25 protein-coding genes are annotated in these 26,267 nt (G+C 61.9%); 17 read left to right on the top strand and 8 right to left on the bottom strand.

Annotated features, from left to right (window positions below):
* Positions 1 to 10 precede the first annotated feature (10 nt).
* The gene (locus BN2476_RS04355; RefSeq protein WP_087732928.1) at positions 11 to 853 is read right to left on the bottom strand and encodes an IclR family transcriptional regulator; all 843 of its coding nucleotides are present in this window, start codon (positions 851 to 853) and stop codon (positions 11 to 13) included.
* Positions 854 to 855: 2 nt separating this feature from the next.
* On the bottom strand, positions 856 to 1,674 hold the full coding sequence (locus BN2476_RS04350) for an IclR family transcriptional regulator (RefSeq protein ID WP_087732927.1): 819 nt from the start codon (positions 1,672 to 1,674) through the stop codon (positions 856 to 858).
* 302 nt (positions 1,675 to 1,976) lie between these two features.
* On the opposite strand from BN2476_RS04350, the gene BN2476_RS04345 reads away from it, so the two are divergent.
* The 4 genes from BN2476_RS04345 to BN2476_RS04330 all read left to right on the top strand — a co-directional run bounded on the left by BN2476_RS04345 (position 1,977) and on the right by BN2476_RS04330 (position 6,479).
* Complete coding sequence (locus BN2476_RS04345; RefSeq protein WP_087732926.1) at positions 1,977 to 2,936, top strand: MBL fold metallo-hydrolase; 960 nt, start codon at positions 1,977 to 1,979, stop codon at positions 2,934 to 2,936.
* Between the two features lie 61 nt (positions 2,937 to 2,997).
* Complete coding sequence (locus tag BN2476_RS04340; RefSeq protein ID WP_087732925.1) at positions 2,998 to 4,704, top strand: FAD-dependent oxidoreductase; 1,707 nt, start codon at positions 2,998 to 3,000, stop codon at positions 4,702 to 4,704.
* Between the two features lie 28 nt (positions 4,705 to 4,732).
* The gene (locus BN2476_RS04335) at positions 4,733 to 4,984 is read left to right on the top strand and encodes a DUF2783 domain-containing protein (RefSeq protein WP_087732924.1); all 252 of its coding nucleotides are present in this window, start codon (positions 4,733 to 4,735) and stop codon (positions 4,982 to 4,984) included.
* A gap of 151 nt (positions 4,985 to 5,135) precedes the next feature.
* On the top strand, positions 5,136 to 6,479 hold the full coding sequence (locus BN2476_RS04330) for an MFS transporter (protein WP_087732923.1): 1,344 nt from the start codon (positions 5,136 to 5,138) through the stop codon (positions 6,477 to 6,479).
* Between the two features lie 4 nt (positions 6,480 to 6,483).
* Here BN2476_RS04330 and BN2476_RS04325 read toward each other — a convergent pair whose 3' ends face one another.
* Positions 6,484 to 6,957, bottom strand: a complete 474-nt coding sequence (locus BN2476_RS04325) for an Lrp/AsnC family transcriptional regulator (protein ID WP_087732922.1) — start codon at positions 6,955 to 6,957, stop codon at positions 6,484 to 6,486.
* Between the two features lie 504 nt (positions 6,958 to 7,461).
* On the opposite strand from BN2476_RS04325, the gene BN2476_RS04320 reads away from it, so the two are divergent.
* The 3 genes from BN2476_RS04320 (at position 7,462) to BN2476_RS04310 (ending at position 10,796) form a co-directional block, all read left to right on the top strand.
* Positions 7,462 to 8,931 (top strand): NCS1 family nucleobase:cation symporter-1, encoded by a 1,470-nt coding sequence (locus tag BN2476_RS04320; protein WP_087732921.1) that lies wholly within the window; start codon positions 7,462 to 7,464, stop codon positions 8,929 to 8,931.
* Positions 8,932 to 9,185: 254 nt separating this feature from the next.
* Entirely contained in the window at positions 9,186 to 10,112 is a 927-nt protein-coding gene (locus tag BN2476_RS04315) for a LysR family transcriptional regulator (protein WP_087732920.1), read from the top strand.
* A gap of 126 nt (positions 10,113 to 10,238) precedes the next feature.
* Positions 10,239 to 10,796 (top strand): RrF2 family transcriptional regulator, encoded by a 558-nt coding sequence (locus tag BN2476_RS04310; protein ID WP_087732919.1) that lies wholly within the window; start codon positions 10,239 to 10,241, stop codon positions 10,794 to 10,796.
* 106 nt (positions 10,797 to 10,902) lie between these two features.
* Here the strand turns inward: BN2476_RS04310 and BN2476_RS04305 are convergent, their stop codons facing one another.
* The 3 genes from BN2476_RS04305 to BN2476_RS04295 form a co-directional block, all read right to left on the bottom strand.
* Positions 10,903 to 11,574 carry an FMN-dependent NADH-azoreductase gene (locus BN2476_RS04305; protein WP_087732918.1) on the bottom strand — a complete coding sequence of 224 codons (672 nt, stop codon included), beginning with the start codon at positions 11,572 to 11,574 and terminating at the stop codon, positions 10,903 to 10,905.
* A gap of 456 nt (positions 11,575 to 12,030) precedes the next feature.
* A complete protein-coding gene (locus BN2476_RS04300; protein WP_235850690.1) occupies positions 12,031 to 12,420 on the bottom strand; it encodes a DUF3331 domain-containing protein in 390 nt (129 codons plus the stop codon).
* Between the two features lie 456 nt (positions 12,421 to 12,876).
* Positions 12,877 to 13,308, bottom strand: a complete 432-nt coding sequence (locus BN2476_RS04295; RefSeq protein ID WP_087732916.1) for a cupin domain-containing protein — start codon at positions 13,306 to 13,308, stop codon at positions 12,877 to 12,879.
* Between the two features lie 409 nt (positions 13,309 to 13,717).
* Here BN2476_RS04295 and BN2476_RS04290 point away from each other — a divergent pair, with 409 nt between their 5' ends.
* Entirely contained in the window at positions 13,718 to 14,947 is a 1,230-nt protein-coding gene (locus BN2476_RS04290) for a YbfB/YjiJ family MFS transporter (RefSeq protein ID WP_087732915.1), read from the top strand.
* 269 nt (positions 14,948 to 15,216) lie between these two features.
* Positions 15,217 to 15,630: a hypothetical protein gene (locus BN2476_RS04285; protein ID WP_235850689.1), complete on the top strand. Its 414-nt coding sequence runs from the start codon at positions 15,217 to 15,219 to the stop codon at positions 15,628 to 15,630.
* A 5-nt stretch (positions 15,631 to 15,635) separates the two neighbouring features.
* Here the strand turns inward: BN2476_RS04285 and BN2476_RS04280 are convergent, their stop codons facing one another.
* Positions 15,636 to 16,529, bottom strand: coding sequence for a LysR family transcriptional regulator (locus BN2476_RS04280; protein ID WP_087732914.1), 894 nt, complete (start codon positions 16,527 to 16,529; stop codon positions 15,636 to 15,638).
* A gap of 91 nt (positions 16,530 to 16,620) precedes the next feature.
* Here BN2476_RS04280 and BN2476_RS04275 point away from each other — a divergent pair, with 91 nt between their 5' ends.
* The 3 genes from BN2476_RS04275 to catC all read left to right on the top strand — a co-directional run bounded on the left by BN2476_RS04275 (position 16,621) and on the right by catC (position 19,168).
* Entirely contained in the window at positions 16,621 to 17,778 is a 1,158-nt protein-coding gene (locus BN2476_RS04275; protein WP_087732913.1) for a muconate/chloromuconate family cycloisomerase, read from the top strand.
* 60 nt (positions 17,779 to 17,838) lie between these two features.
* A complete protein-coding gene (catA, locus tag BN2476_RS04270; protein WP_087732912.1) occupies positions 17,839 to 18,741 on the top strand; it encodes a catechol 1,2-dioxygenase in 903 nt (300 codons plus the stop codon).
* A gap of 136 nt (positions 18,742 to 18,877) precedes the next feature.
* Positions 18,878 to 19,168 carry a muconolactone Delta-isomerase gene (gene catC, locus BN2476_RS04265; RefSeq protein ID WP_087732968.1) on the top strand — a complete coding sequence of 97 codons (291 nt, stop codon included), beginning with the start codon at positions 18,878 to 18,880 and terminating at the stop codon, positions 19,166 to 19,168.
* 133 nt (positions 19,169 to 19,301) lie between these two features.
* On the opposite strand, the gene hmpA is transcribed toward catC, so the two are convergent.
* Positions 19,302 to 20,483 carry an NO-inducible flavohemoprotein gene (gene hmpA / locus BN2476_RS04260; protein WP_087732911.1) on the bottom strand — a complete coding sequence of 394 codons (1,182 nt, stop codon included), beginning with the start codon at positions 20,481 to 20,483 and terminating at the stop codon, positions 19,302 to 19,304.
* Positions 20,484 to 20,614: 131 nt separating this feature from the next.
* Between hmpA and norR the strand changes: the two genes are divergently transcribed.
* From norR to BN2476_RS04235, 5 genes are all read left to right on the top strand, one after another.
* Entirely contained in the window at positions 20,615 to 22,213 is a 1,599-nt protein-coding gene (gene norR, locus BN2476_RS04255) for a nitric oxide reductase transcriptional regulator NorR (RefSeq protein ID WP_087732910.1), read from the top strand.
* A gap of 83 nt (positions 22,214 to 22,296) precedes the next feature.
* Entirely contained in the window at positions 22,297 to 22,734 is a 438-nt protein-coding gene (locus BN2476_RS04250; RefSeq protein ID WP_087732909.1) for a MarR family winged helix-turn-helix transcriptional regulator, read from the top strand.
* Between the two features lie 151 nt (positions 22,735 to 22,885).
* Positions 22,886 to 23,323, top strand: a complete 438-nt coding sequence (locus BN2476_RS04245; RefSeq protein ID WP_087732908.1) for a MarR family winged helix-turn-helix transcriptional regulator — start codon at positions 22,886 to 22,888, stop codon at positions 23,321 to 23,323.
* A 35-nt stretch (positions 23,324 to 23,358) separates the two neighbouring features.
* Positions 23,359 to 24,858 (top strand): efflux transporter outer membrane subunit, encoded by a 1,500-nt coding sequence (locus BN2476_RS04240; protein ID WP_087732907.1) that lies wholly within the window; start codon positions 23,359 to 23,361, stop codon positions 24,856 to 24,858.
* 34 nt (positions 24,859 to 24,892) lie between these two features.
* Entirely contained in the window at positions 24,893 to 26,215 is a 1,323-nt protein-coding gene (locus tag BN2476_RS04235; protein WP_087732906.1) for an HlyD family secretion protein, read from the top strand.
* The last annotated feature ends 52 nt before the right edge of the window (positions 26,216 to 26,267 follow it).

Here is a 26,267-nt window from a genome sequence, read left to right as displayed (position 1 = left end):
TCGTCGATCTTTAGCGGCGCACGTAGCCGAAGCGCCGCGACAGACGTTGCGTCGCTGCAAGCAAGGTTTGCGCGGCGCCGCCCTGGGTGTCGCTATCGAAGCTCCCCGCCGTGCCCATCAGCGCGATCGCGAGCACGATGCTGCCCGTGTGATCGAACACGGGCGCGGCCAATGTGTTGATGCCGGGAATCGGCTTGTTGAGCGCGGTATCGATGCCATGTTCGCGGATCTGCGCGAGACGTTCCGCATACGGCGGCGCGAGCTTTGCCGCGCGCGCATCCGGCGACGCGAAAATCTCCGTGCGTTGCGCACCCGCGAGGCGCAGATGATCCTGCGCGAGCAGACCCTGCCGCACATCGTCGGCGACATGGGCGGCGAATACGCGGCCGATCGCCGTGTTGACGAGCGACATCACCGTGCCCACGCGCAGGCTCACGTGCAACGGCCGCGCCGATTCTTCGAGCCGCACGACGGTCGGCCCCAGTGGACCGAGCACGGCCATCGCGACGCTCATGCCCGTCGTCACCGCGAGATCGACGATTTCGGGCTCCGCTTCGCGCGTCGGCGACAGGCGTTGCAATCCGATGAGACCCAGCTCGAGCGCAAGCGGCCCCGCTTCGAAACAGCCTGATGCGTCGCGCCCGAGCAAGCCGATCTTCTGCAAGCTCACCAGATGCGGAAAGGCCTTCGCGGCCGGCATGCCCGCTGCTGCCGCCAGGTCGCGCAGCGACAACGGCTTGCCTGCCGCGACGAGAGCCGTGAGCAGTTCACCCGTGCTGTCGAGCGACTGGATGCCGCGCTGCTGTTTTGCGTCGGTGGTTTCGGATGACGAGGTCTTGAGGGCTTCGTTCATGTTCAATGCGCCACGATATCCGCGCCGATGTCGCGTGCCGCGTTTTGCAGCGCCCGCGCTATCGGACCTGTCCAGTTCACGTCGATTGCGCCGCTTGGGCCGATCACCGTCAGCGCGAGGCACAACTGGCCAGCGGCATCGAGCACGGGCGCGGCAAGACTGCTGATGCCGGGGCTCGGCGCGTCGATGCCGCGTTCGATGCCGCGCTCGCGGATCGCCGCAAGCGTCGCGTCGAACGCTTTGCGCTCAGCGGGCGCGACGATATCGGCCGTGCCGCCCGACTGGTTCGTCCACATCGTCTGCAATTGAGCGGGCGCGAGGAACGCGCAGAACACGCGTCCCGTCGACGTGGCAGGCAACGACATCACCGTGCCCACATGCAGGTTCACGTGCAGCGGAAAGCCCGCATGCTCGTAGCGGACGATGGTCGGCCCTTGCGGACCGGCCGTGCAGATCGCGACGCTGAAGCCGATCTCCTCGGCGAGCGCCGCGACGCGTGGCACGGCAGCGCGAAACGCCGGCTGGTTCGCGAGCCGCATCAGGCCGAGCCGCAATGACAACGGCCCCGGCTCGTAACGTCCCGAGAGTTCGTCGCGCTTGATGAGGCCGAGCCGCGTGAGGCTCACGAGATACGCGTGCGCCTGGCCCGGCGCGATGTCGGCGGCCGACGCGAGGTCGGAGAGCGCGAGCGGCGCGCGCGCCGTCGCGAGCGCATGCAGCAGCCGTCCGCCGACCTCGACGCTCTGAATGCCGCGCTGCTGCTTGCCCGCGCCCGTCTCGCTGTCTGTTGCTCCCTTGGCTGCTTTGACTGCCTTGCTCATGCTGCTCACGCCGTTGGTGTGCTCGAAAAAAGGTCCATGTTAAACGAACGCGCGCCTTCGACCGCCGACGATCGCGCCGATCCGGCGAGCGCTCAGGGTAAACACGAAATTAGCATATAGCGACACGTTTCGCTATTGACAAATAATCGCCAGGGTCTAAGATTGAATCAACCCGACGCGAAAGCAACCGCCGCCGGGCAATTCCAACCTATGGGGCGAGACAGTCATCCATCAGTGCGCCGGCCGCTCGCATGCGGCGCGCGCCGTCTCGCCCTTCGCCTCATCAATTGACGGAGACGAGCATGGCCAAGGCATTCGCATCGCAAGCCGACCTCGAAGAGAAAAAGATCACGTGGACGCAGCTGTCCGACAACGCGTACGCGTACACGGCGGAAGGCGACCCGAACTCGGGCGTGATCGTCGGCGACGACGGTGTGCTGATCGTCGACACGACCGCGACGCCTGCGATGGCGCAAGACCTGATCGCGAAGATTCGCAGCGTCACCGACAAGCCGATCAAATACGTCGTGCTGTCGCACTACCACGCGGTGCGCGTGCTCGGCGCGTCGGCGTATTTCAACGAAGGCGCGCAGCAGATCATCGCGAGCCGCGGCACGTATGAAATGATCGTCGAGCGCGGCGAGGCCGACATGAAGTCGGAGATCGAGCGCTTTCCGCGTCTCTTCGCGGGCGTCGAAACGGTGCCGGGCCTCACGTGGCCGACGCTCGTGTTCGAGAAGGAAATCACGCTTTTCCTCGGCAAGCTCGAAGTGCGCATCGCGCATCTGGGCGCGGGGCATACGAAGGGCGATACCGTCGTGTGGCTGCCTTCGCAAAAGGTGCTGTTCTCGGGCGATCTCGTCGAATACGAGGCCGCGTGCTATTGCGGCGATGCGCAGCTCGCACAGTGGCCCGCGACGCTTGAAGCGCTGCGCGCGCTGAACGCGGAGAAGCTGGTGCCGGGCCGTGGTCCCGCGCTTACGACGCCCGAAGATGTGAACAAGGGCCTCGACTATACGAAGGACTTCGTCACGACGCTCCTGCAAAGCGGCCGCGAGGCCGTCGCCGAAAAGCTCGATCTGAAGGCCGCGATGGCGCACGCGCGCAAGGCGATGGACCCGAAGTTCGGTCAGGTCTTCATCTACGAGCACTGCCTGCCGTTCGATGTGTCGCGCGCGTATGACGAGGCGAGCGGCATCACGCATCCGCGCATCTGGACCGCGCAGCGCGACAAGGACATGTGGGACGCGCTCCAGGCGTGATTCCCGGCGTGATGCGTGACAGCATGGACGAAGCACAGAGCAGACGGATGGAGACAGCAGAATGAGCAGCATCGACTACCAGACCTTGTCGTTCGAATACCGGCGCTGCGCCGAGCAGGACAACGGCGCGGCGGAGCATCCCGTGATCGTGGTCGGCGCGGGGCCCGTCGGTCTCGCGACGGCAATCGATCTCGCGCAGCACGGCGTGCCCGTCGTGCTCGTCGACGACGACTGCTCGCTTTCGACTGGTTCGCGCGCGATCTGCTTTTCGAAGCGCTCGCTCGATATCTTCGATCGCCTCGGCTGCGGCGACCGGATGGTCGACAAGGGCATCAGCTGGAATGTCGGCAAGGTGTTCCTGCAAGACGAACTGGTGTACACGTTCAATCTGCTGCCGGAGGCGGGGCATCATCGTCCCGCGTTCATCAACTTGCAGCAGTACTACGTCGAAGGCTTTCTGCTCGAACGCGCTCAGTCGCTGCCGAATATCGACATCCGCTGGAAGAACAAGGTGGTCGGCTTGCAGCAGCACGGCGAGCCGGGTTCCGCCGATGCGTTCGTCACGCTGACCGTCGAGACGCCCGATGGCGAATATCCGTTGTGCGGCCGCTATGTCGTTGCCGCGGACGGTTCGCGCAGCCCGATCCGCAACATGATGGGACTCGACAGCAAGGGGCGCGTATTCAAGGACCGCTTCCTGATCGCCGATGTGAAGATGGAAGCGGAGTTTCCGAGCGAGCGCTGGTTCTGGTTCGATCCGCCGTTTCACCCGAATCAGTCGGTGTTGCTGCATCACCAGCCCGACAACGTGTGGCGCATCGACTTTCAGCTCGGCTGGGACGCGGACCCCGTCCTCGAGAAAACGCCCGAGCGCGTGCTGCCGCGCGTGCGCGCACTGCTCGGGCCGGACGTGAAGTTCGAACTGGAATGGGTCAGCGTCTACACGTTCTCGTGCCTGCGCATGGAGCGCTTCCGGCATGGCAACGTGGTGTTCGTCGGCGACGCCGCGCATCTCGTGTCGCCATTCGGCGCGCGTGGCGCGAACAGTGGCTTCCAGGATGCCGAGAACATCGCGTGGAAGCTCGCGATGGTGCTCGACGGCCGCGCGCCGGACGCATTGCTCGACACGTATTCGAGCGAACGCGAATACGCAGCCGACGAGAACATCCGCAATTCCACGCGTTCCACTGATTTCATCACGCCGAAGTCGCCTGTCAGCCGCACGTTCCGCGATGCCGTGCTGAAGCTCGCGCGTAAGCATCCGTTCGCGCGTGCGCTCGCAAATAGCGGGCGTCTTTCAGTGCCAGCGGTGCTGCGCGATTCGGCGCTCAACACGGCCGATTGCGAGAGCTTCGACGGCAAGATGGTGCCGGGGACCTCATGCGCGGACGCGCCGGTTTTGCTGAACGGCGTGCCTGCCTGGCTGCTCGCGCAATTGGGCGACGTGTTCACGGGCGTGCTGTTCTGCGGCAAGGACGGTATCGACGCCGCGACGCAACGCGCGTTGAAGGCGCTGCACGATGGACCGATTCCGTTGAAGCTGGTCATCGTCGCGCCTGATGGCCTGGGCGATTCGCTACGTGATCTGAAGGGCGCAGTCGTGCTCGAAGATGCGGAAGGCCTTGCGTTCTCACGTTACGACGCGACGCCCGGCGCGTTTTATCTGATCCGCCCGGATCAGCATGTGTGTGGGCGCTGGCGCACGCTCGACGAGGCGCGCGTCGAAGCCGCGCTCAAGCGGGCTTTGTGCGTGGAAGGCATCGCGTGAATACGGCGAACGGAGCAAGGAGACACAAGTGGCACTCATCACGCAACTCAATCTGACACAACCCGACGACTTCTACGAAGCGCTGATCGACATGCATCGCGACTTCGACGAAGCGCAAAGCCAGGCGGCCAACGCGCAACTGATTCTGCTGCTCGCGAATCATATCGGCGACCATGCGACGCTGATGGAAGCGATTCGATATGCGCGCGAAGGCGTCGATGGAAAGAATGCGCAGGCTACCGCCGGACATGCAGCGCACGTGCCGCGCGTCGCGGCCTGATCTTTTGATGCGGCTCGTCGCGTAAGCACACGCGAGCCGCTGTTTTCCCCACAGCCTCTCACCTTCACAACCTCACAACACGGCGCAACAAACGCCGGACCCGTTGGGTCCGTTGGACCCGTATTGTCTGGAGATCCTGATGAGTCAATCCATGAGCCACTCCGTTCCGCATGCGTATGAGCCTGGTGGTTCTGCCGCCACGCAGCACGACGACACAGCGCTGTATCGCAAGGTCACGTTGCGCATCGTGCCGTTTCTGTTTCTCTGCTACGTCATTTCGTTTCTCGATCGCATCAACATCGGCTTCGCGCAATTGCAGATGAAGCACGATCTCGGCTTCAGCGATGCGATGTATGGACTCGGCGCGGCAGTCTTCTATATCGGCTACGTGGCGTGCGAAGTGCCGAGCAATCTGCTATTGGCTCGCTTCGGCGCGCGCCGCACGTTCACGCGGATCATGCTGCTGTGGGGCGCGGCGTCGGTCTGCATGATGTTCGTCTCGCAGCCGTCGCATTTCTATCTGCTGCGGTTCATGCTCGGCGTGTTCGAAGCGGGCTTCTTTCCGGGCATCGTGCTGTATCTGACGTACTGGTATCCGGCGCAGCGGCGCGCCGTGATCCTGTCGATCTTTTTCGCGGGCGTCGCCGTGGCCGGCGTGCTCGGCGGACTCGTCTCCGGTTGGATCATGCGCGACATGGCGGGCGTAATGGGTCTGTTCGGCTGGCAATGGATGTTCGCGATCGAAGGCGCGCCCGCTGTCGTGCTCGGATTGCTCGCTGCGTTCTGGCTCGTCGATGGGCCGCAAATGGCCGCGTGGCTCACGCAGCAGGAGAAGGATCATCTGATCGCGCAACGCGACGCCGAGCATCGTCCCGCGAGTTCGCATTCTTCGCGCTCGTTCATCGACGCACTGCGCAACCCGCGCGTCTATCTGTTCGCGTTCATCTATTTCTCGCTGACGTGCGCATCGTTGACGCTCAACTTCTGGATGCCGTTGATGATCCGCGATTTCGGCGTGCACGACGTGCTGTGGATCAGCCTGTACACGGTGATTCCCAATGCAATCGGCGCTGTCGGGCTGATTGTGATTGCGCGTCATTCGGACCGTCACGGCGAGCGCCGCCGGCATTTCGCCGCTTGCACGATGGGTGGCGGCATTGCGCTCTCGCTGCTGACGCTGCATCTGAGCAGCTTTGCCGCGATGCTGGGCATTCTGTCGATTGCCGCCGTGCTGATCTTCGCCGCTCTGCCGATCTTCTGGACTGTGCCGTCCGGTTATCTTTCGGGCAAGGCGGCCGCGGCGGGCATCGCACTGATCAGCAGCATCGGCATTACAAGTGGCATCGTGAGCCCGTGGGTGATCGGGCTCATCAAGACGCAAACGGGCAGCATGGACAACGCGCTCTATCTGCTGACGGCGTTGCTGTTCATGAGCGGTATCGCATTGCTGCGCGGCGTGCCTGCACAGCGCATCGCTGACCAGGCGTCGGCTTGATTGCCTAGACCTGCACGGATGGAATGCTCTTCATGCAACGCAGCGCGAACATCGATCGGCTGTGTCGAATGCCGGAGATCTTGTAGAGCCTTTCGCGCAGGAAGCGCTCATAGCCCGCCGTGCCGTCGACGGCCACCTTGATCAGATAGTCGTATTCGCCCGACACGAGGTACGCCTCGAGCACTTCGGGCAGCGTCGCGAGTTCGGCGCCGAAGCGGGCCAGCGCATCGTCGTCGTGCCGGTCGAGTGTGACCTCGATCAGCACGACATCCGCGAAGCCCAGCTTCTGCTGGTCCAGCAACGCGACGTAGCCGCGGATATAACCGTCGGCTTCGAGTTGACGCGTGCGGTTCCAGCACGCAGTGGTGGACATGCCGACGAGTTCGGCCAACTCCGCATTCGACAGGCGCGCGTTCTTTTGCAGCGCGCGCATGATCGCGCGGTCCTGATTGTCCAGCGGGCGGTTGCGGGCTTGCATGATGTGCGTTTGGAAGAATGTTCGGAGAATTTCTATTCTATCGGAACGATATTCCGGATACGGCCCGCCTTTCGCGTGAGACAGGAAGCCTATACACCGGCTTCGCCGGTATATTCTTCACCATGCTTCCTTGCCCGCAACGGCAGGCGGATTACCCTCCGTCGACGGGTGCCGCGTCATTCGCAAGATGGCGCCGGCAGGGATGGTCAGCGGCGAAACCCACGCCGTGCGACGCGTTCACCGGTCACGGAAGCATTCATCCTCTGCGCGGCTCTTGCGCGTCTCTTCCCCCGCTTCTATTTGTGCACCGGTTTTTTTTTTTGGCGTATCGACAGGCGCTTTTATTACTAAAACAATCAACCTATATTTGCAGAAACAGAACCTGTCATCGCGGACGTGATTCCCGTCGGGCCCCGGAAGTGAATCACGCGTGCGCGCCACGTCGCATCGTCAAGTCATGGCGGTCTTCGGGAGACGGCCATGCTTCAACCAGCAGGGGGAGCCATGTCCACGTCACCTCTTTTCGATGCGCCGCACGGTCCCAGCGATTTGGCCGAGCAGGCCGATTCGCGCCTGCACAACCGCGACCTCGCGCCTGTTCCGCACGATCACCGCACCTGGACGGGCTATAGCATCTTTGCGATGTGGATGTCCGACGTGCATAGCGTCGGCGGCTATACGTTCGCGGCGAGCCTCTTTCTGCTCGGCATTTCCGGCTGGCAGGTGCTGATCGCGCTGACAGTTGGCATTCTCGTCGTTTACATGCTGATGAACTGGGTCGGCAAGCCGAGCTATATGCACGGCATTCCGTTCCCGGTCATGGCGCGGGTGAGCATGGGCGTGATGGGTGCAAACCTCGCGGCGATGATTCGGGGCATAGTCGGCATCGTCTGGTATGGCGTGCAAACCTATTTCGCGTCCAAAGCAGTGGCGACACTCCTGCTGTTGTTCATTCCTGCGTCCGCTGCATTGCGTGAAGTGAGCTTTCTGAAACTCGATGGCCTGGGCTGGATAAGCTTTCTTTTCATGTGGATCTTCCAGCTCTTTATTTTCCAACGCGGCATGGAGACGATCCGCAAGTTCATCGATTTTTGCGGGCCGGCTGTGTACGTCGTGATGTTCGCACTGATGGCCTGGATTCTTTCGCAAGCCGGGCTTGGCAGCTTGAGCCTGACTCTTGGCGGCAAAGCGCTGACGGGCACGCAACAGTTCGCGGGCATGGGTAATGCCACACTCCTCGTGATCAGTTATTTCGCTGCGTTGCTGCTCAATTTCGGCGACTTCTCGCGCTTCGCAAGAAGCGAGCAGCAGATGAAAGTCGGCAATTTCCTTGGGCTGCCTGTCAACTTCATCGTCTTTGCGATCATCACCGTCATCGTGACGTCGGGCAGCGCGAGCGTATTTGGTTCGATGATCATGGACCCCGTCGCGATCGTCGCGCACATCCAGAACAAGGTCGCTGTGGTGATCGGCAGCCTGACGTTTATCGTGGCGACAATGGGCATTAATATCGTCGCCAATTTTGTTTCGCCTGCCTATGATCTCGCCAATCTTTTCCCGAAGCATGTCGACTTCAAGCGCGGCGGGTTGATCGCGTCCATCCTTGCCGTGCTCGTTTGCCCATGGATTTTTGTCGACAGTCCTAAGGCTATTACGATTTTCGTCAGCGTATTCGGCTCGGTGCTCGCACCGCTGTATGGCGTCATGATGGCCGACTTTTATCTGATCAAGAAGCAGCAGGTGCAAACGGCCGAACTCTATACGATGGCGCCGACGGGCCGTTTCTACTACGACGGCGGGTGGAACAAGGTGGGTGTTGCGGCGCTCGTGCTGTCGGGATGCATCTCCGTGGGTTGGGAGTTGTGCACGCAGTTGCTGCACGTGCTGCCCGAGAACAATTTCGGCTGGCTGATCGGTGCGGTCGCGGGCGCGGTGCTGTACGTGGCGATGATGAGGTTCGCGCGGAGAACCTGAAAGAATGACCGGTCGTGCGTTCGTTCTCGCGTAAGTTCTCCGAGGCGAAAAAATATGGGCTCGGGGAAAAGCCTTAATGGACCGATTTCGGCGCTAGTTTGTCTTTAGACACCGATCGAATTATTCGATACTCAGGATTCGATTCGTGGCGCGCGCCCATGGCGCGCCACCGTCGCCATATGCGCGCGCGTATATAGCAAGAGCCGCCGAAGCAATAACCCATACTGCTACGACTCTTTCGAACGGACACGAAGATGGACCGGCTGGACGCGTTAAGGCTGTTTGTCGAAATCGCCGAAGCCGGGAGTTTTTCCGCGGCCGCGCGAAAGAGCACGATCTCGACTTCGACAGTTACGCTTGCGCTGCAAAAGCTGGAAGAGGAAGTCGGCGCGCGGCTCATTACGCGCACGACACGGCGGCTGTCATTCACGCACGAAGGTCAACGTTTCCTCGACGATGCGCGCCGCGTGCTCGCCGACTGGGATGCCGCAATTCTGAGCCTGCGCGATGACGGCCCGTTGAACGGGCCGATCCGTCTGACAGCCAGCAACGACTTCGGCCGGACTCGTGTCGTGCCGTTGCTCGACAAGTTCATGAGCCTGCATCCGCAAGTGCAGGTGTCGCTGCTGTTGACGGACGGCGTGGTCGATCTCGTCGATCAGCGTCTGGATCTTGCGTTGCGCAACGGACCCCTGATCGATTCGCGGCTCAAGGCGCGGTTGCTGCTGACGGGCCCGCTCGTCGTCTGTGCGGCGCCGTCGTACTGGACGGAGCACGGCAAACCGATGCACCCGTCGCAGCTTTCTTCGCACAATTGCCTGATATTCGCGCGGCCCGATGGGCCGCTCTCGGACTGGCCGTTCATCATCGACGGCAAGAAGGTGTCGGTGAAAGTATCGGGCAATCGTGTGGCGAGCGATGGCAGCGTGCTGCGCGAATGGGCTGTCAACGGCTATGGCGTTGTTCTCAAGAACCGATGGGATATCTATCACGAACTGATGTCCGGCCGGCTCGAAACCGCGCTGGACGCATTCATTAGCGAACGCGTCGATCTGTTCGCGGTCTATGTGGGCGCTGTGCCGAGCCGGCGCGTCGGCACGCTGATCGACTTCATCGCGCACGAGCTTGCCGTCGACGATGCGCTCGAACTGCACCCACTCGACAGCACGCGTCCTCTCTAGCACGATCTGGCACGAGAGGCGTTTCCATTGTTCAGACCTTAATCCGACAGGCATGCAACGTTTGCCGGGTTGCACCCGCATTCGAAAGGAGGTAGCCTAACTGCGATTAAATCAGTCGGAGTGAACATGTCTCACATCAGCGCGGGCGTCGAATACGGGTTGCACTGCCTGCTTTACCTGACCGAACAGGCGCCCGGCGGTGTGTCCGAAGCGAGCGTGCGCGACCTGGCGGAACTGCAGGGCGTACCCGCCGATTACGTCGCGAAGCTGTTCACAAAGCTGCATAAGGCGGGGCTCGTCATTGCGACAGAGGGTGCGAAGGGCGGCTTTGCGCTGGCGCGTCCGGCAAACCAGATTTCGGTACTCGACGTCGTGACGGCCATCGACGGCGACAAGCCGCTGTTCGAATGCCGCGAAGTGCGTACGCGCTGTGCGGTATTCGGCGGGACCGCGCCGACATGGGCGTCGAGCGGCGTCTGCTCGATCCACGCGGTGATGCAGAACGCCGAGAAGCGTATGCGCGAGGCGCTGGCATCGCAATCGCTGTCGGATCTGGCGACGCGCACATCGGCGAAAGCGCCACGCACGTTCGGGCCGCAAGTCGTGAAGTGGCTCGAAGGGCGTGCGACTGGCCGGCGTCGGGAGCGTGGCGATCGTCTTCGGGCACGCGACGCGGAGCGATAGTCGCAAGATCACATTCACGTCGAGTTCAACGCGAAAGGCCGCAGCATTGACGCTGTGGCCTTTTTGTTTGCTTGACAGAAACGGCCCGCGTTTTGCAGGAGATGATTTACGCCGTCTCGAGTTGCTCGCTACCGGTGCGTTCCCGCTCCCACGCCGCCCACTCGGACGCCACGGCTGCGAGGTCGGCCTGCGCGCGCTTCAATGCTTCAACGCGTGCTTCCTGATCGGAGAACTGAAGCGGCTGCGCATCGACGAAGGTCGGGTCGTCGACACCAATGAAGCCAAATGCGGCCTTGAGCGCCGGCGTCAACGCATCCATCGACGAGAACACGTTGCCGGGGCGCAAGTCCGCGCCGCGCGTGGTGATGAACAACACTTTCTGGCGACTCAACTGGCCGACGATGCGCCCATCCTCCGTTGTCTTGTAGGTGATGCCGGCACGCGTGATGTTGTCGATGAACGCCTTGAACGCGGACGGCATCGACCAGTTGTACATCGGCATCGCAAAGACGAACGCATCGGCCTCGAAGAGGCGCTTGCACAGCGCATCGGATGCGGCAAGTGTCGCGCGCATTTCATCGGTGCGCTCCTCGGCTTCGCGGTACGTCGCGATCGCGAACGCCTCCGTGACGTGCGCCGGTGTGTCCGCGGTGACGTCGAGGTAATCGACTTCGACATCTACGCCTTCACTGCGTAAGTTGTCGATGAACTGGCGCGACAGTGTGCGGGAATTGGACCGTTCGCGCTTGGCGCTCGAATCGACGTGAAAAATCTTCATGCTTGCTCTCCGGTTGCAACTTTTTTGAAAATCGGCGCCGCACCTGGCGGCAGAAGACGGTTGCGTCAATCGCGAGTGACAGAACCTGCGCTCGCGTCATGTTTGTGTACTACGACTTAAATTATCGTAGTTGCGAGAATAGCGGGTTTGTGAATTCAGTGCAACGGAGGGGATGCGGATCGAGATTGCTGGCGTCGCCCATCCGGAATTCGTGTGAAGAAGCGAGAGGCCTTATGCGGGAAGGCTTATGCGGTTATCGAGGCAGATGGTTCGAGCATCCATGGCGAAAACGAGAAACTGTGTTTCGCGGCATGCATCGTACGTGCCAAAGACAACAGCGGCCATTTGGCCGCCGTTGAACGAAAAGAAGTCTTGCGTATGACAACGACATACAAATATCTAAGGTCTCTCCACTTCCTTATATACATCCATGCGCGTACGAACCGACGATCGAAACTAATCGAGCACGATGCCCCTCGCATAGCCCGGCACTTCCGACGCGAGAATCATTCGATTGCGGTTTGCGGGGAAATACGTTTCGCATGCGCGCGGACGGAACACAGGATCACCGCGTCGAATCGGCCTGCCTGTCAGAACGCAGAAGGCGTCCTTGCGCGCGAGGCCGATCCGCCATACCTGATCCGCGTAATGGCCCGAGCGCGGGTCGCTCCAGCACACGCTAAGCGTTTTCGACGACAGAAGCTCGAGAATTGAAATATGCGCCGGCGGCGGTTCCACTTCGACAGGTTCTAGCGCTTCGGGCGGCGGCCGTTTGGTCATGCGGAATTTTTTCTTTGGACCGTATTGCGCTTTTCTGGTCGATTCGAGCGTCAGGGGTGTGGGCATCAAAACGCCCACCAATGCGCGTCGAACAATATCTTCTTCGACCGGACGAGTCATCATTCACCTCCGTCACAGAGTTTGGCTGGCGGCTCGCGATCGCGCGGCCGAGGTGCTGCTGCTGACGTCAACGTTGTTGTACGGTGTGGCTCGCAAGGCAATTTGTTTGACATGCCTGCATGGCGCATCGATTCCAGGCATCGACGCACCATGACTCTATATTGGACGTTCGGACCGCAATACCGCAAGCTAAGCTTCGCCATTTGAGATGCAACACGGGCCTCGCAAGGGTTGGTCGACGCACGCCATAGAGACGATGTGCGCACGGATCGCAAGCTGGATAAAGGCACGCAACGATCCATGGCCGATAGCCACTACCGACGGGCAACTAAATGCTCGAAGCTTGCGCGTGCCTTTGCGTGTTGTTGCTCTGATTCGATAAGCGTCAAAGATGCACTCGGCTTACTTCTTGTCCCAGGTCACGAGGTCCTTATCGTTGTCGTCGGCGACAAAGATGGCGAGCAGCTTTGCAGGCTTCGTCTTGCTGGCGTTCTCGCTGATCAGATGGTGAGCGCCCGGCACCTCCGTCCAGCTTTCACCCGCGTGATACACGCGCTCTTCGCCGTCATCGACCTTGCTGCGGATTTCGCCCTGCAGCACATAGCCGACCACGAACGCCTGCCCATGGCGATGCGACGGCGAAACGCCACCCGGTTTGTAGTCGACGACGATGGCCGTCACGGTCTTGCCGGGCACGTTTGCAATGGCGGTCGGGAACGCCGGGCTAATGTGCTCGTGCGGGCCATCGATGCCATGCGCATGGGCGGCGTGCGATGCGCTCAGCGCGATGCACGCTGCGGCAGTAGATGCGAGAACGGTCTCGACGAAATTCATTTTCAACTCTCCGATACAAAGCATTTCTGATGGTTGCAACGTGCCCGCAGACGTCAGCACGATAGAGGACACATACGAATGTGCGTTTATAACTAAGACTATAGAAGTCGTAGTTGAGAGAGTAAACGCTTTGTTGGAACCGCGCAAACAAACGTCCCACGTGCCACCGTGAACGTGTGAAAGATCCGTAGTTCGCCCTCTTTCCCACATAGCGAGATTTTGCTCCCTGTTCGTCGCAACCGATCTGCAGTTCGACGTGGCGGATGCTGCCGTCACATTCCGCTTGCGATGTTTGTCACGTATGTCTAGAATCCGCATTATTGACATTAAAGTCAAACATCGCGAGCGGCTCGTTCCGCTTCCTGAAATACCGCCGCGCAACGCGCGGCTTCGAGCGGAACACTTCACCATGTCTACAGATGCGTCTTTCTCTTCGACGGCCGGCACGGGCCGTATCGCCGTATGGCGACATATCTTTGCGGGTTTCAGCGCGAGCCTCGTCGGAATCGGGCTGGCTCGCTTTGCCTATACGCCGCTCATTCCACCGCTGATTCAAGCCCATTGGTTTTCAGCATCGGATGTCGTGTATCTCAGCGCGGCCAATCTCGCGGGCTATCTGATCGGCGCGCTGCTCGGACGCCCTCTTGCGCACCGCGTGACGAACACGTCGGCATTGAGAGCAATGATGTTGCTCGTCACCGCAGCGTTTCTTGCGTGTGCGTTTCCGGTATCGGTGGCGTGGTTCTTCGTCTGGAGATTGATGTCGGGCGTGGCGGGCGGAACGATCATGGTGCTGGTCGCCGCAACCGTGCTGCCGCACGTGCCCGCGGCCCGCAAGGGGCTTGCGAGCGGGGCGATATTTCTCGGCCTTGGCGTCGGTATCGCGGCATCGGGCACGATCGTTCCTTTGCTGCTCAACCTCGGCTTGCGGAATACGTGGATCGGCATTGCCGCCTTGTCCGCCGCTCTGACATTGGCAACGTGGCAAGGATGGCCGTCCGCGACGCAATCGTTGCACGCTTCATCGGCATCTCACACTGTGAAGACGCGCGAGCCTTCGACAGTCCGCGTGCTTTACGTCGAGTACGCATTGATGGCGCTCGGCCTCGTTCCCACGATGGTCTTTCTCGTCGATTTCATCGCGCGCGGACTCGGCGCGGGCGCGCACATCGGCGCTTCGTACTGGATTCTCTATGGCGTGGGCGCGATCTTCGGTGCGCCTGTATATGGCATCGTCGCAGACCGCCAGGGTGGACGTTTCGCTATCCGCGTGCTGTCGCTGCTGCAAGTCGTGGCTCTCGCGGCGCTTGCGATGTCGAGCAACAGGATACTGGTCGGCGCGCTGACGTTGCTGATCGGCAGCTATCCGCCCGGCATCGTGCCGACGATGCTCGCTCGCATCCACGAAGTCGTGCATGACCATGGCAAGCAGCACGTCATGTGGAGTCGCGTGACGACGACGTTCGCAGCATTTCAGGCGATTGCGGGCTACGCGTATTCGGCAATCTTCAACGCGAGCGGCGGCAATCATCGTCTGCTGTTTGCAATCGGGGCAGTGGCGCTGATGTTCGTTGTCGTCGCGGACTGCGTAGCGCCGTGGCTCACGCGAGAGCCTGAACAAAACCCGAGCATCACATAGTGGTTTTCACGAGTGACGCTGTTGTTCTTGAAAACACGACCGGCCGAATCGTCTATATACGATGGAGTGCTTTGACTTAACAAAGATTAACTACCGCTCGTGCTTTCGACATACGACAATTCGATCATTCATTCTCGTATGGTTCGTGCAGGCATGACATCGACAGGAGGCGTTCGATCGTGACGGCCGGGGCAGATCGTTCACGGGGGAGCGTCATCGACGACGCTGACGCTCTGCCGCAAGCGCACACGCACCGCAGCCGCACGCGTTTGGCACTCGTTCCGACTCTTTTCGTTCTCGGCGTGTGCGGCTGGTCGCTGATCGAGACGCCTGCCGAACTCGATCCTTCGTTGGGCCATACGGGCATCGCGGCGCTCGCGATCGCAAAGACTCTCTGGGCCGCAATCGGCCTCGCGGCTGCGCGTGGCGTCAGGCGCGCGCAGTGGCTATTTTCCTTCCTGTGCGGACTGAGCCTCGTCGCAATCGTACCGGGGCTGCCCGTGGAATTGAACGAGTCGGTCTGGGTTTTCTCGCAATCGCTGATTGAATGCCTGCTCAAGGCGGGCGCTTTGATCGCGTTGGGTTTTTCGCGCGCATCGTGCGCATCACGTTCTGGAGGCACGGCAGTCGCCGCGTGGCATGTCGTCAGCGAGTCCTCGTCCGATACCGTCGAACAACGCTAAAAGCACTAGCCGGTTAGCGGCTGCCTGAAAAGATCGCGCGCGATTGAGCAGAACAGATCGGTCGTGTGACTTTGATCCTGCAAACGGCGGCTCATGATGATCGGCGACGACACCTGCGCGTCGTCGAGCGAACGATATGTCACGCCACGCGCGCGCAATCCTCTGACACTTTCCGGCACGAGACACACACCAACCTGCGCGGCGACAAGACCGAGTGCCGTCTGCAACTCGCGCACTTCATGGACGGCTGCGGGTTCGACGGCATGATCGCGGAAGGCGGAGAGCTGCTGGTCCGCGTAACTGGGCCGTGGCGTGGACGGATAGATGATCAGCGTCTCTTTCGCAAGAGCATCGAGCGTCAACGTTCCGTTTTCCGCGAGCGCATGGCCGGCGGGCAATGCGGCGATCAGCGCTTCTTCGACGAGCACCTCGCGCGCCAACTGCGGGTCGTCGAAACGCAGGCGGCCAAAGCCGACATCGATGCGTCCGCCTTTTAGCGCGCTTAACTGCTCGATCGTAAACATCTCGATCAGTGAAATCTGGATGAGCGGCGCCGCTTCCCTGAATGCGCGGATCACGTCGGGCAAGGGGCCGTACAGCGTCGATGGTACGAAACCGATGACGATGCGCTCGGCGAGTTGCGCGAGGCGTCGTGTGAGCGGCAGCAACTCGTCGCTCTCTTCTAGCAGGCGCTTCGCCTGCGCGTAAAAGACGCGTCCGGCTTCCGTCAGCTTGAGCGGGCGCGCGCCCCGTTCGAAGAGCGCAAGGCCCACGCTGTCTTCGATCTGCTGGATTTGCCGCGAGAGGGGCGGCTGCGTCATGTTCAGCCGCTCGGCGGCGCGCGTGAAGTTCCTTTCTTCCGCGACCGCGACGAAATAGCGAAGTTGACGCAGTTCCATCTATGCCCTGAAGGTATGGAAATAGACTCAATCGGTCTTGGACGGATTCCGCTGGCGCCCCTAGTATGGGTCCCAACAGCAGGAGAGCCGTATGATACCAAGCCCCATACAGATACAAGCCGTAGATACCATTCTCGTCGATGTTCCCACGATCCGGCCGCACCGCCTGTCCGTCGCCACGATGAACTGCCAGGTCCTCGTGCTGGTCCGCATTCAATGCGCGGATGGTATGACAGGCTGGGGCGAGGCGACGACGATCGGCGGGCTCGCTTATGGCGAGGAAAGCCCCGAGAGCATCAAGACCAATATCGACACTTACTTCGCGCCGATGCTCAAAGGCATGGATGCGACGCGCCCCGGCCAGGTCATGGCGAAGCTGCGCGAGAGCTTTCAAGGCAATCGCTTTGCGAAGTGCGCGATCGAAACGGCGCTGTTCGACGCGCAGGCTCGACGCTTCGGCGTGCCGCTGTCGGAACTGTTCGGCGGCCGCGTGACGGATTCCGTCGAAGTTGCGTGGACGCTAGCGAGCGGCGACACAGGCCGCGATATCGACGAAGCGCATCAGATGCTGGAAATGAAGCGCCATCGCATGTTCAAGCTGAAGATCGGCACGCGCGCGCCCGCTGACGACGTCGCGCATGTTGCCGCGATCAAGGCCGCCGTGGGCGACCGCGCGCAAGTGCGCGTCGATGTGAATCAGGCATGGAGCCAGGCCGAAGCGATGTGGGCCATCGAGCGGCTCGCGGATGCAGGCTGCGATCTGATCGAACAGCCGATCGCCGCCGAAGACCGACGCGGCCTCAAGCGTCTCACGCATCTGTCGAAGGTGCCCATCATGGCTGACGAAGCATTGCACGGCCCCGTCGATGCATTCGATCTCGCGAGCGCCCACGCCGCCGATGTATTCGCCGTGAAGATCGCGCAATCGGGCGGCCTGACGGGCGCGGCGAGCGTGGCCGCGATTGCGCTCGCATCGGGTGTCGACCTGTATGGCGGCACGATGCTCGAAGGCGCGCTCGGCACGATCGCTTCTGCGCAACTGTTCAGTACTTTCCGTGAATTGAAGTGGGGCACCGAACTCTTCGGACCGCTGCTTCTCACCGAAGAAGTTCTCGTCGAGCCGCTGCGCTACGAGAACTTCGCGTTGAAGTTGCCGCAAGGGCCGGGCCTGGGCATTCAACTCGACCTCGACAAGATCGAGAGATTGCGCCGCGATGCGAAGCGCGGCGCGAGCGTAGTGAAGCTATGACGGTGCTGAAACGGCCCGTTGAGTATCGTCGTCAGTGATTGGACTAAAGGAGACATCCCCATGGAAATCAAAGCCATCGACGCCCTGTTGAACAAGATCAACGAGAGCGCCACGCACGAAGGCAACGCCCGCACGAAGCAGGTGGTCAACCGCATCATTCGCGATCTGTTCATCACGATCGACGAACTCGATGTGACGCCGAACGAATTCTGGTCGGCCCTGAACTATTTCGGCGAAGCGGGCCAAAGCGGAGAACTCGGCCTGCTGGCAGCGGGTCTTGGCTTCGAGCACTTCCTGGACGTCCGTCTCGACGAAGCGGAAAAGCAAGCAGGTATCGCGGGCGGCACGCCGCGGACGATCGAAGGTCCGCTGTATGTGGCAGGCGCGCCGGAATCGACGGGCCATGCGCGTCTGGACAACGGCAACGAGCCGGGCGAAACGCTGGTGATGCGTGGCCGCGTGCTCGCCGAAAACGGCGAGCCGCTGCGCGGCGCGCTGGTCGAAGTGTGGCACGCAAACCATCTCGGCAACTACTCGCACTTCGACAAGTCGCAACCCGAATACAACTTGCGCCGCTCGATCCGCACCGATGAAAACGGCAATTACAGCTTCCGCAGCGTGGTTCCCATCGGCTATAGCGTGCCGCCCGAAGGCAAGACGCAGCAACTGCTCGATCTGCTAGGCCGTCATGGTCATCGTCCCGCGCACATTCACTTCTTCGTGTCGGCGCCGGGCTATCGCAAGCTGACGACGCAGATCAATATCGAAGGCGATCCGTATCTGTGGGACGACTTCGCGTTCGCCACGCGCGAAGGCCTCGTGCCCGCGGTGAAGAAGGAAGAGGGCGCAACGGGCAAGCCGTATGGCATCGATGGCCAGTTCGCGCTGATCGACTTCGACTTCAATCTCGTCAAGGAACGCAACGACGTGCCGACGAGTGAAGTGGAGCGCGCTCGCGCCTGATCGCGCAGCATCGTCGAATGGTTGAATGCGGCCGCCGCTTCAGGCGGTCGCGCGCATTGAAAGCGCGGCGCGCAGCGAATGTCGCGTAATCACCGAAAGTAACTCGAAAGTCGCTCGAAACAAGCGGAGTACCCGAATGCTATTTCACGTGAAGATGGTCGTTAAGCTGCCGCACGATATGCCCGTGGAGCGCGCGAACGAATTGAAGGCCAATGAAAAGGCCATGGCGCAGCGGCTGCAGAAAGAGGGAATCTGGCGGCACTTGTGGCGTATCGCCGGGCTATATGCGAACTACAGCGTGTTCGACGTGGAAAGTCCCGCGCAGCTGAATGATCTTCTCATGCAGTTGCCGCTCTATCCGTATATGGAAATCGAAGTCGATGCGATATGCCGCCATCCGTCGTCGATTCACGAGGACGATCGCTAACCGCTTTAGCTGTACTTTTGTTTTCGCCAGCTCCGCAATAGCAAAAAAGGAAGAGACCAGGCACGCGTCTCTTCCAAAGTACTACCAGGGTAGCCCTACCAGACAACAACCACTACAACAAAAACGAGCTTGATCAGTCGAGCGCGGCAGCAGGCCCGAAGAATTCGTAACGGCTCTGCTTCTCGGGCACGCCGATCGCCTTCAGATGCCGCTTCACGGCCTTCATGAAAGGCTTCGGTCCGAGGAAGTACACATCGACGTCGCGCGTCGCGGGCATCCATTCCATCAGACGCGCTTCATCGAGCAAGCCTTCCGCGTGATGCGCTTCATCGTCGGCACGCGGCTTCTCGTACACGTAGAAGCGCTTGAGTTGCGGATGACGGTTCGCGAGATCGTCGATAACATCGCGGAACGCATGCACGCCGCCGTGACGCGCTGCGTGGATGAAGTGAATCGGACGCGACGTTTGCAGCGCGGCGTTGAGCATCGCGAGCGTCGGCGTGATGCCGACACCGCCGCTGATCAGCACGAGCGGCTTGTCGCTGTTCTCCAGCGTGAAATCGCCTGACGGCGCATACAGGTCCAGCGTCGAGCCTTCGTGCACGGAGTCGTGCAGGAAGTTCGAGCCCTTGCCGTTCGGCTCGCGCTTCACGCTGATCCGATACTCGTGGCCATTTGCCGCAGCCGACAGCGAATAGTTGCGGCGGATTTCTTCGCCTTCGACGACCAGGCGCAGGCCGATGTACTGGCCCGGATGGAATTCGAGCAGATCGCCGCCGTCGGCCGGGCGCAGATAGAACGACGTGATCTCGTCGCTCTCCTTGACCTTGCGCGCCACCACGAATTCACGCGTGCCGCGCCAGCCGCCATTGGCCGTTTCCTTTTCGACATACACCTTCTCTTCGAGACCGATCAGCAGGTCGGCCAGTTGCTGATAGGCGGCGGCCCACGCTTCGATCACGGCATCCGTCGCGATCTCCGCGCCGAGCACTTCACGGATCGCGCGCAGCAGACATCCGCCGACGATCGGATAATGCTCGGGAAGGATGTTCAGCGCGACGTGCTTGTTGACGATTTGCGAAACCAGTCCGCCGAGTTGTTCGAGTTGATCGATATGACGCGCGTACATCAGCACCGCATTTGCCAGCGCACGTGGCTGGTCGCCCGATTGCTGGTGCGCCTGGTTGAACAGCGGGCGCACGCTCGGGTACTCCGACAGCATGACCTTGTAGAAGTGCGTGGTGAGCGCCTCTCCACCGCTTTCGAGCAGGGGCACGGTTGCCTTGATGATTGCGCGTTGTTCGGCTGACAGCATGAGTTGTTTCCTCGCAGTTGGGGTGAGTGGCGCCCGCCAATGCGGCGGGTTTCGGGTAATCACCTAATGCAGGTATCGGGCCAGCTCATGAACATCGTAAAATCAACGGGTTATAAAAATCATCTGTGGATATGACAAGGGTTAATCAGACTTCATGCGAAGTCAAACTGACTGCATCCGAGGTGCTCGATGCGCTGATTCCGCTCGTCGAGGACCTGACGCGCGACTTGCCGGAACGCGAGCGCTATCGCCGGCTGCTGACGACGCTGCGCACGCTTTTTCCCGGCGATGCAGCGGCCCTTTTGCGTCTCGACGAAGACACGCTCGTCCCGCTCGCGATCGACGGACTGAGCGGTGATACGCTCGGCAGGCGCTTTCGCGTCGGCGATCATCCGCGCTTCGAATCGCTGCTCTCGACGCGCGAGCCGACGCGCTTTCCCGCCGATTCCGCGTTGCCCGATCCCTACGACGGCCTCGTGCAGGGCGTGAGCGGCCATCTCGAAGTGCACGATTGCCTGGGCTGTCCGCTGTTCATAGGCGGCAGGCCGTGGGGCTTGCTGACGCTCGATGCGCTCGACCCGGAGCGCTTCGACAGCATCGACATGCACGCGCTGCAAGCGTTTCTGAGCCTCGCGGCGGCCACGGTGAGCGTCGCGGAACGCATCCACACGCTCGAGCGCAACACGGAAGAAGAGCGTCAGCGCGCGGAGGCATATCGACAGGCGAGCGGGCGGAGCGGCCGTGATCTGATCGGCAGCAGCGCGGCGCATCAGCAACTCGTCAACGAAATACGCGTCGTCGCGAACAGCGAGCTGACGGTGCTCGTCACGGGCGAAACGGGCGTCGGCAAGGAGCTCGTCGCGAACGCGATTCACAGCGGCTCGCCGCGCGCGAACAAGCCGATGATCAGCCTCAACTGCGCGGCGCTTCCCGATACGCTCGTCGAGAGCGAACTGTTCGGGCACGTGCGCGGCGCGTTCTCGGGCGCGTCGTCGGACCGCAGCGGCAAGTTCGAGCTGGCCGACGGCGGCACGCTCTTTCTCGACGAAGTCGGCGAACTGCCGCTCGGCGTGCAGGCGAAGCTGCTGCGCGTGTTGCAGAACGGGCAGTTGCAGCGCATCGGCTCGGACAGCGAGCACAAGGTGGACGTGCGGCTGATCGCCGCAACGAATCGCGACCTGGCCGAAGAAGTGCGCGCCGGACGTTTTCGCGCGGACCTGTATCACCGGCTGAGCGTCTACCCGTTGCGCGTGCCGCCGCTGCGCGAACGCGGACGCGATGTGCTGCTGCTCGCGGGCTTCTTCCTCGAAGAGAACCGCGCGCGGCTCGGGCTGCTCAGCATCCGGCTCGCGCACGACGCGCAGGCCGCGCTGCTTGCGTACAACTGGCCGGGCAACGTACGCGAACTGGAGCACATGATCGGGCGCAGCGCGTTCAAGGCGTTGTCGCGCCATCGCGAGCGGCCGCGCATTTTGACGCTGACGGCTGCTGACCTCGGCATGTCGGCGAACCCGGGCGCCGATCTGGCCGTGCCCGCTTTGGGTTCGGCTTCGACGAACACAGGCGAAGCAAGCGCCACCGATTTCCGCAGCGCCGTCACGGCTTACGAGCGCACGCTCGTCAGCGATGCGCTCGAGCGCAACAACCACAACTGGGCGGCCGTCGCGCGTACGCTCGGCATGGATCGCGCGAACCTGAACCGACTCGCGAAGCGTCTCGGATTGAAGTGAGCATGCTTCGAGCGGCGCGCGAGACCTGATTTGGTAGTATCTGATCTGTCAGTCAGATCGCCGTTTTGCTCAGGAGGCCTCGCGTGCGTCACTACACCAAAGACAATTTCAGGGTGAGGGAGAGCGTCGGTTTCCAGCTCGTGAAGGCGCGCAATCTGATCGTCACCGAGATGGACGCGGCGCTCAAGGAACTCGACATCTCCGGCCAGCAAATGGGCATCGTGCTGATGCTCAGACAGAACCTCGCGTCGACGCCATTCGAGCTGTCGAAAATGCTCGGCATCGACACGGGGCTGATGACCCGCATGCTCGACAAGCTCGAAGCGAGAGGGCTACTGGTGCGCTCTCGCGACCAGCAGGACCGTCGCGTCGTCAATCTTTCGCTGACGAAAGACGGCATCGCCGTCGCCGATCAGATTCCCGAAATCGCGCCTGACGTGCTCAACGCACGCCTCAAGGACTTCACAAAGGCCGAACTCACGGAACTGCGCCGCTTGCTGCGCAAATTCCTGGGCGACTGAACACGCCCCGTGCGGCCGTTCGGCCCGCATCCGCACTATCCAACTGAAAGATAAGGACTGTCGCATCCGGTGGAACAATGAGTTTCACCATGTGCTGTTGATTGTATCTGACATGTCAATTATTGTTCTTGCAAATAGCACGGAGTCAGAGATGTTGCACGATCCGGAAGACGATTTCCACTTGACGCAAGATGTCATTTGCGCGATCAGCAAGGCGCGCAACGTCGTGATGACGCAGATGGATGCAGCGGTGAAGGACCTGAACATCAGGGCGCACCATGTCGGCATTTTGTTGTCGCTGATGCGGGGCGTCGATACGACGCCGGCGATGCTGTCGCGGCACCTCGGCATCGACACGGGCCTGATGACGCGCATGCTCGACAAGCTCGAAGCGCTCCGGATGCTCACGCGCTCGCGCAGCAGCGACGACCGACGCGTCGTGAATCTCGAACTGACGGACGCGGGCCGCGAGGTCGCGCTGCGCATCGCCGAGATCGCGCCGGATGTGCTGAACGCGCGCCTCGGGCGCTTCACCGCGGCGGAATTCGACGAACTGCGCCGTCTGCTTCGAAAATTCCTCGACGATTGAGCGATTTTTTATCCAATTATCTGATAGGTCAGAAAATGAGCAATCAGTCAAAAACCAAATCGAACACCGGGCAGCGCGCATCGCGCGCGCTGAAAGTGGGTGTCTCGGTGATGTTCGCGGCGGTGCTGTCGGCGTGCGTGAACTACGCGGGCATCCACAGCGACGCGAAGACGGCCGAGCCGCAGCAGTACGCAACGCAGCAGAGCATTCCCGCCGAGCAGGGCCACTGGCCCGCAGCGAATTGGGCCGATCAGTTCGGCGATGCGCAACTGAAGGCGCTGATCGATGAAGCGCTGAAGAGCAGCCCGACGCTCGACCAGGCGCGCGCCCGCGTCGCGTCTGCTTCGGCTTTTAGCGAAACGGCGAAGGCGGGCACGATGCCGCGCGTCGACGCAAGCTACTCGCTCACGCGCCAGCAGTTCTCCAGCACGGCGCTCGTTCCGCCTCCATACGGCGGTTCGTGGCAGACGGAAAACAAGGGCCTGCTGAGCGCTTCGTACGATCTCGATCTGTGGGGCAAGAACCGCGAAGCGTTGAAGTCGGCGGTCTCGCAGCTTCAGGCCAGCCAGGCCGACGCGGAACTCGTCAAGCTGACGCTGACGACATCGATTGCCCGCACGTATAACCAGCTCGCGCGCCTGTATGTGCTGCGCGACATCGCGCAACAGGAGATCGCGCAGCGCGAGCAGATCGACCGCATCACGGCGGGCCGCATTGCGACGGGGCTGGATACAGAAGTCGAGCGCAAGACCGCGCAGGCCAATCTCGCGACGAGCCGCGCCACGCTGAAGGCGCTCGACGGCCGGATTCTCACGACGCGCTATCAGATCGCCGCGCTGCTCGGCGCAGGGCCGGACCGTGGCTTGCAGATCGCGCGTCCGACGCTCGGCATTGGCGACGAAGTGCGTCTGCCTGATAACCTGCCCGCGGATCTCGTGAGCCGCCGCCCCGATATCGTGGCCGCGCGCTGGCGCGTCGACGCGATGACGCACGACGTGAAGGAAGCGAAGGCCGAGTTCTATCCCGACATCAACCTGAGTGCCGCGATCGGTCTCGACGCGTTCGGCTTCGGCCGCTTTCTGACGGCGGCGAGCCGCACCGCGTCGGTGGGCCCGGCGATCCATCTGCCCATCTTCGATGCAGGCGAACTGCGCGCTCAACTGAAGGGCCGCTACGCCGATTTCGATTACGCCGTCGCGACCTACAACCAGACGCTCGTCACCGCATTGAGCGAAGTCGCGACGCAACTCGCCGACGTGCGCTCGACGGACGGACAGCTCGTCGATGCGCAGAACGCGCAGGATGCCGCGCGCCAGGCCGACAAGCTCGCGCTGGTGCAGTACAAGGCCGGACTCACGAATCAGCTGACCGTCCTGAATGCCGACGTCAACGCGCTTTCCGCCGATCAGGCCGTCGCCAACCTGCGCATGGATCGCCGCGACCAGCAGATCGCGCTGGCTTCCGCGCTTGGCGGCGGCTTCGTCGATGCGTCGAATGCGTCCGATCCCAACACGTCTGCCGTCGCCGCACGCTGAGCGGCAACTTATCGAATCCGCCTGGAGAATCGAAATGAGCGAACTCAACACCCCGGAGCGTCAAGCGACGCAAGACTCGCAAGCCACGGCAGCAGCGCCCGCGAAGCGCGATGCCGCCGCGAACGAGCCCGGCACGCGCAAGCGCAAGCTGCTGCTCGCGCTGCTCGGCGCGGCCGTCGTCGTGTCGGCGGCCGCGTATGGCGCGTACTACATGACGTATGCCCGCTATCACGAGACCACTGACGACGCGTACGTCAGCGGCAACCTCGTGCAGCTGACGCCGCAGGTGACGGGCACCGTCGTCGCCGTGAATGCCGACGACACGCAGGTCGTGAAAGTGGGCGACCCCGTCGTGAAGCTCGACAACGCCGATGCGAGGGTTGCGCTCGGCAACGCCGAAGCGACGCTCGGACAGACCGTGCGGCAAGTGAGCAGCCTGTACGTGAACAACGATTTCTATGCGGCCAACGTTGCGCAGAAGCAATCCGAACTGGCGCGCGCACAGGACGATCTGCGCCGCCGCCAGGCCGTCGCCGATACGGGCGCGGTGTCGGCGGAAGACATCGCACATGCACGCGACACCGTGACGGCCGCGCAGGCCGCGCTCGACGCCGCGCGTCAACAGGCGGAAGCAAACCGCGCGTTGACCGATCGCACGACGATCGAACAGCACCCGAACGTGCAGGCTGCCGCATCGAAAGTGCGCGACGCGTACCTCGCGTATGCGCGCAACACGCTGCCTGCGCCCGTCACCGGCTATGTCGCGAAGCGCTCGGTGCAGGTCGGCCAGCGCGTGTCGCCGGGCACGCCGCTGATGGCGGTCGTGCCGCTCGACGGCGTGTGGGTCGATGCGAACTACAAGGAAAGCCAGTTGCGCAACATGCGCATCGGTCAGCCCGTGACGCTGACGGCCGACGTGTATGGCGGCAAGGTCCAGTATCACGGCCGCGTGGCCGGCTTCTCGGCGGGCACGGGCAGCGCGTTCGCAACGCTGCCCGCGCAGAACGCGACGGGCAACTGGATCAAGGTCGTGCAACGCTTGCCCGCGCGCATTCAGCTCGACCAGAAGGAACTCGAAGCGCATCCGCTGCGTATCGGTCTTTCGATGGAAGTCAATGTCGACACGCGCGACGAAACCGGCGCGCAACTCGGCACGGCCATGAACACGACGTATCACACGGATGTGTTCGATGGATACGGCGCGCAGGCCGATGCCGAGATCGAGAAGATCATCGCGCAGAACAGCGTGCCGATGCATGCGAGCCCGATGGCCAGCGCCACATCGTCGCGGCCACTTGCGAAGCCCGACGCGGGCGAGAAGGGAGACAGGCGCGGCGGTTCACAGCGTGCCGGCTAATTCGCACGCCGGGACGTGGCGCACATCATGTCCCGGTTCGCCCAATTATCTG

The sequence above is a fragment of the Paraburkholderia piptadeniae genome (genome assembly GCF_900007165.1).
Classification (GTDB): domain Bacteria; phylum Pseudomonadota; class Gammaproteobacteria; order Burkholderiales; family Burkholderiaceae; genus Paraburkholderia; species Paraburkholderia piptadeniae.
This window is presented reverse-complemented; position numbering and strand designations above follow the sequence as displayed.

Coding starts and splice junctions, on each gene's coding strand:
- catC (WP_087732968.1), top strand. CDS start 18,878: ATGCTATTTCACGTGAAGATGGTCGTTAAGCTGCCGCACGATATGCCC.
- BN2476_RS04330 (WP_087732923.1), top strand. CDS start 5,136: ATGAGCCACTCCGTTCCGCATGCGTATGAGCCTGGTGGTTCTGCCGCC.
- BN2476_RS04245 (WP_087732908.1), top strand. CDS start 22,886: ATGTTGCACGATCCGGAAGACGATTTCCACTTGACGCAAGATGTCATT.
- BN2476_RS04325 (WP_087732922.1), bottom strand. CDS start 6,957: ATGCAAGCCCGCAACCGCCCGCTGGACAATCAGGACCGCGCGATCATG.
- BN2476_RS04295 (WP_087732916.1), bottom strand. CDS start 13,308: ATGAATTTCGTCGAGACCGTTCTCGCATCTACTGCCGCAGCGTGCATC.
- BN2476_RS04350 (WP_087732927.1), bottom strand. CDS start 1,674: ATGAGCAAGGCAGTCAAAGCAGCCAAGGGAGCAACAGACAGCGAGACG.
- BN2476_RS04315 (WP_087732920.1), top strand. CDS start 9,186: ATGGACCGGCTGGACGCGTTAAGGCTGTTTGTCGAAATCGCCGAAGCC.
- BN2476_RS04355 (WP_087732928.1), bottom strand. CDS start 853: ATGAACGAAGCCCTCAAGACCTCGTCATCCGAAACCACCGACGCAAAA.
- BN2476_RS04290 (WP_087732915.1), top strand. CDS start 13,718: ATGTCTACAGATGCGTCTTTCTCTTCGACGGCCGGCACGGGCCGTATC.
- hmpA (WP_087732911.1), bottom strand. CDS start 20,483: ATGCTGTCAGCCGAACAACGCGCAATCATCAAGGCAACCGTGCCCCTG.
- BN2476_RS04345 (WP_087732926.1), top strand. CDS start 1,977: ATGGCCAAGGCATTCGCATCGCAAGCCGACCTCGAAGAGAAAAAGATC.
- BN2476_RS04235 (WP_087732906.1), top strand. CDS start 24,893: ATGAGCGAACTCAACACCCCGGAGCGTCAAGCGACGCAAGACTCGCAA.
- BN2476_RS04340 (WP_087732925.1), top strand. CDS start 2,998: ATGAGCAGCATCGACTACCAGACCTTGTCGTTCGAATACCGGCGCTGC.
- BN2476_RS04300 (WP_235850690.1), bottom strand. CDS start 12,420: ATGCCCACACCCCTGACGCTCGAATCGACCAGAAAAGCGCAATACGGT.
- BN2476_RS04320 (WP_087732921.1), top strand. CDS start 7,462: ATGTCCACGTCACCTCTTTTCGATGCGCCGCACGGTCCCAGCGATTTG.
- BN2476_RS04240 (WP_087732907.1), top strand. CDS start 23,359: ATGAGCAATCAGTCAAAAACCAAATCGAACACCGGGCAGCGCGCATCG.
- catA (WP_087732912.1), top strand. CDS start 17,839: ATGGAAATCAAAGCCATCGACGCCCTGTTGAACAAGATCAACGAGAGC.
- BN2476_RS04275 (WP_087732913.1), top strand. CDS start 16,621: ATGATACCAAGCCCCATACAGATACAAGCCGTAGATACCATTCTCGTC.
- BN2476_RS04305 (WP_087732918.1), bottom strand. CDS start 11,574: ATGAAGATTTTTCACGTCGATTCGAGCGCCAAGCGCGAACGGTCCAAT.
- BN2476_RS04310 (WP_087732919.1), top strand. CDS start 10,239: ATGTCTCACATCAGCGCGGGCGTCGAATACGGGTTGCACTGCCTGCTT.
- BN2476_RS04280 (WP_087732914.1), bottom strand. CDS start 16,529: ATGGAACTGCGTCAACTTCGCTATTTCGTCGCGGTCGCGGAAGAAAGG.
- norR (WP_087732910.1), top strand. CDS start 20,615: ATGACAAGGGTTAATCAGACTTCATGCGAAGTCAAACTGACTGCATCC.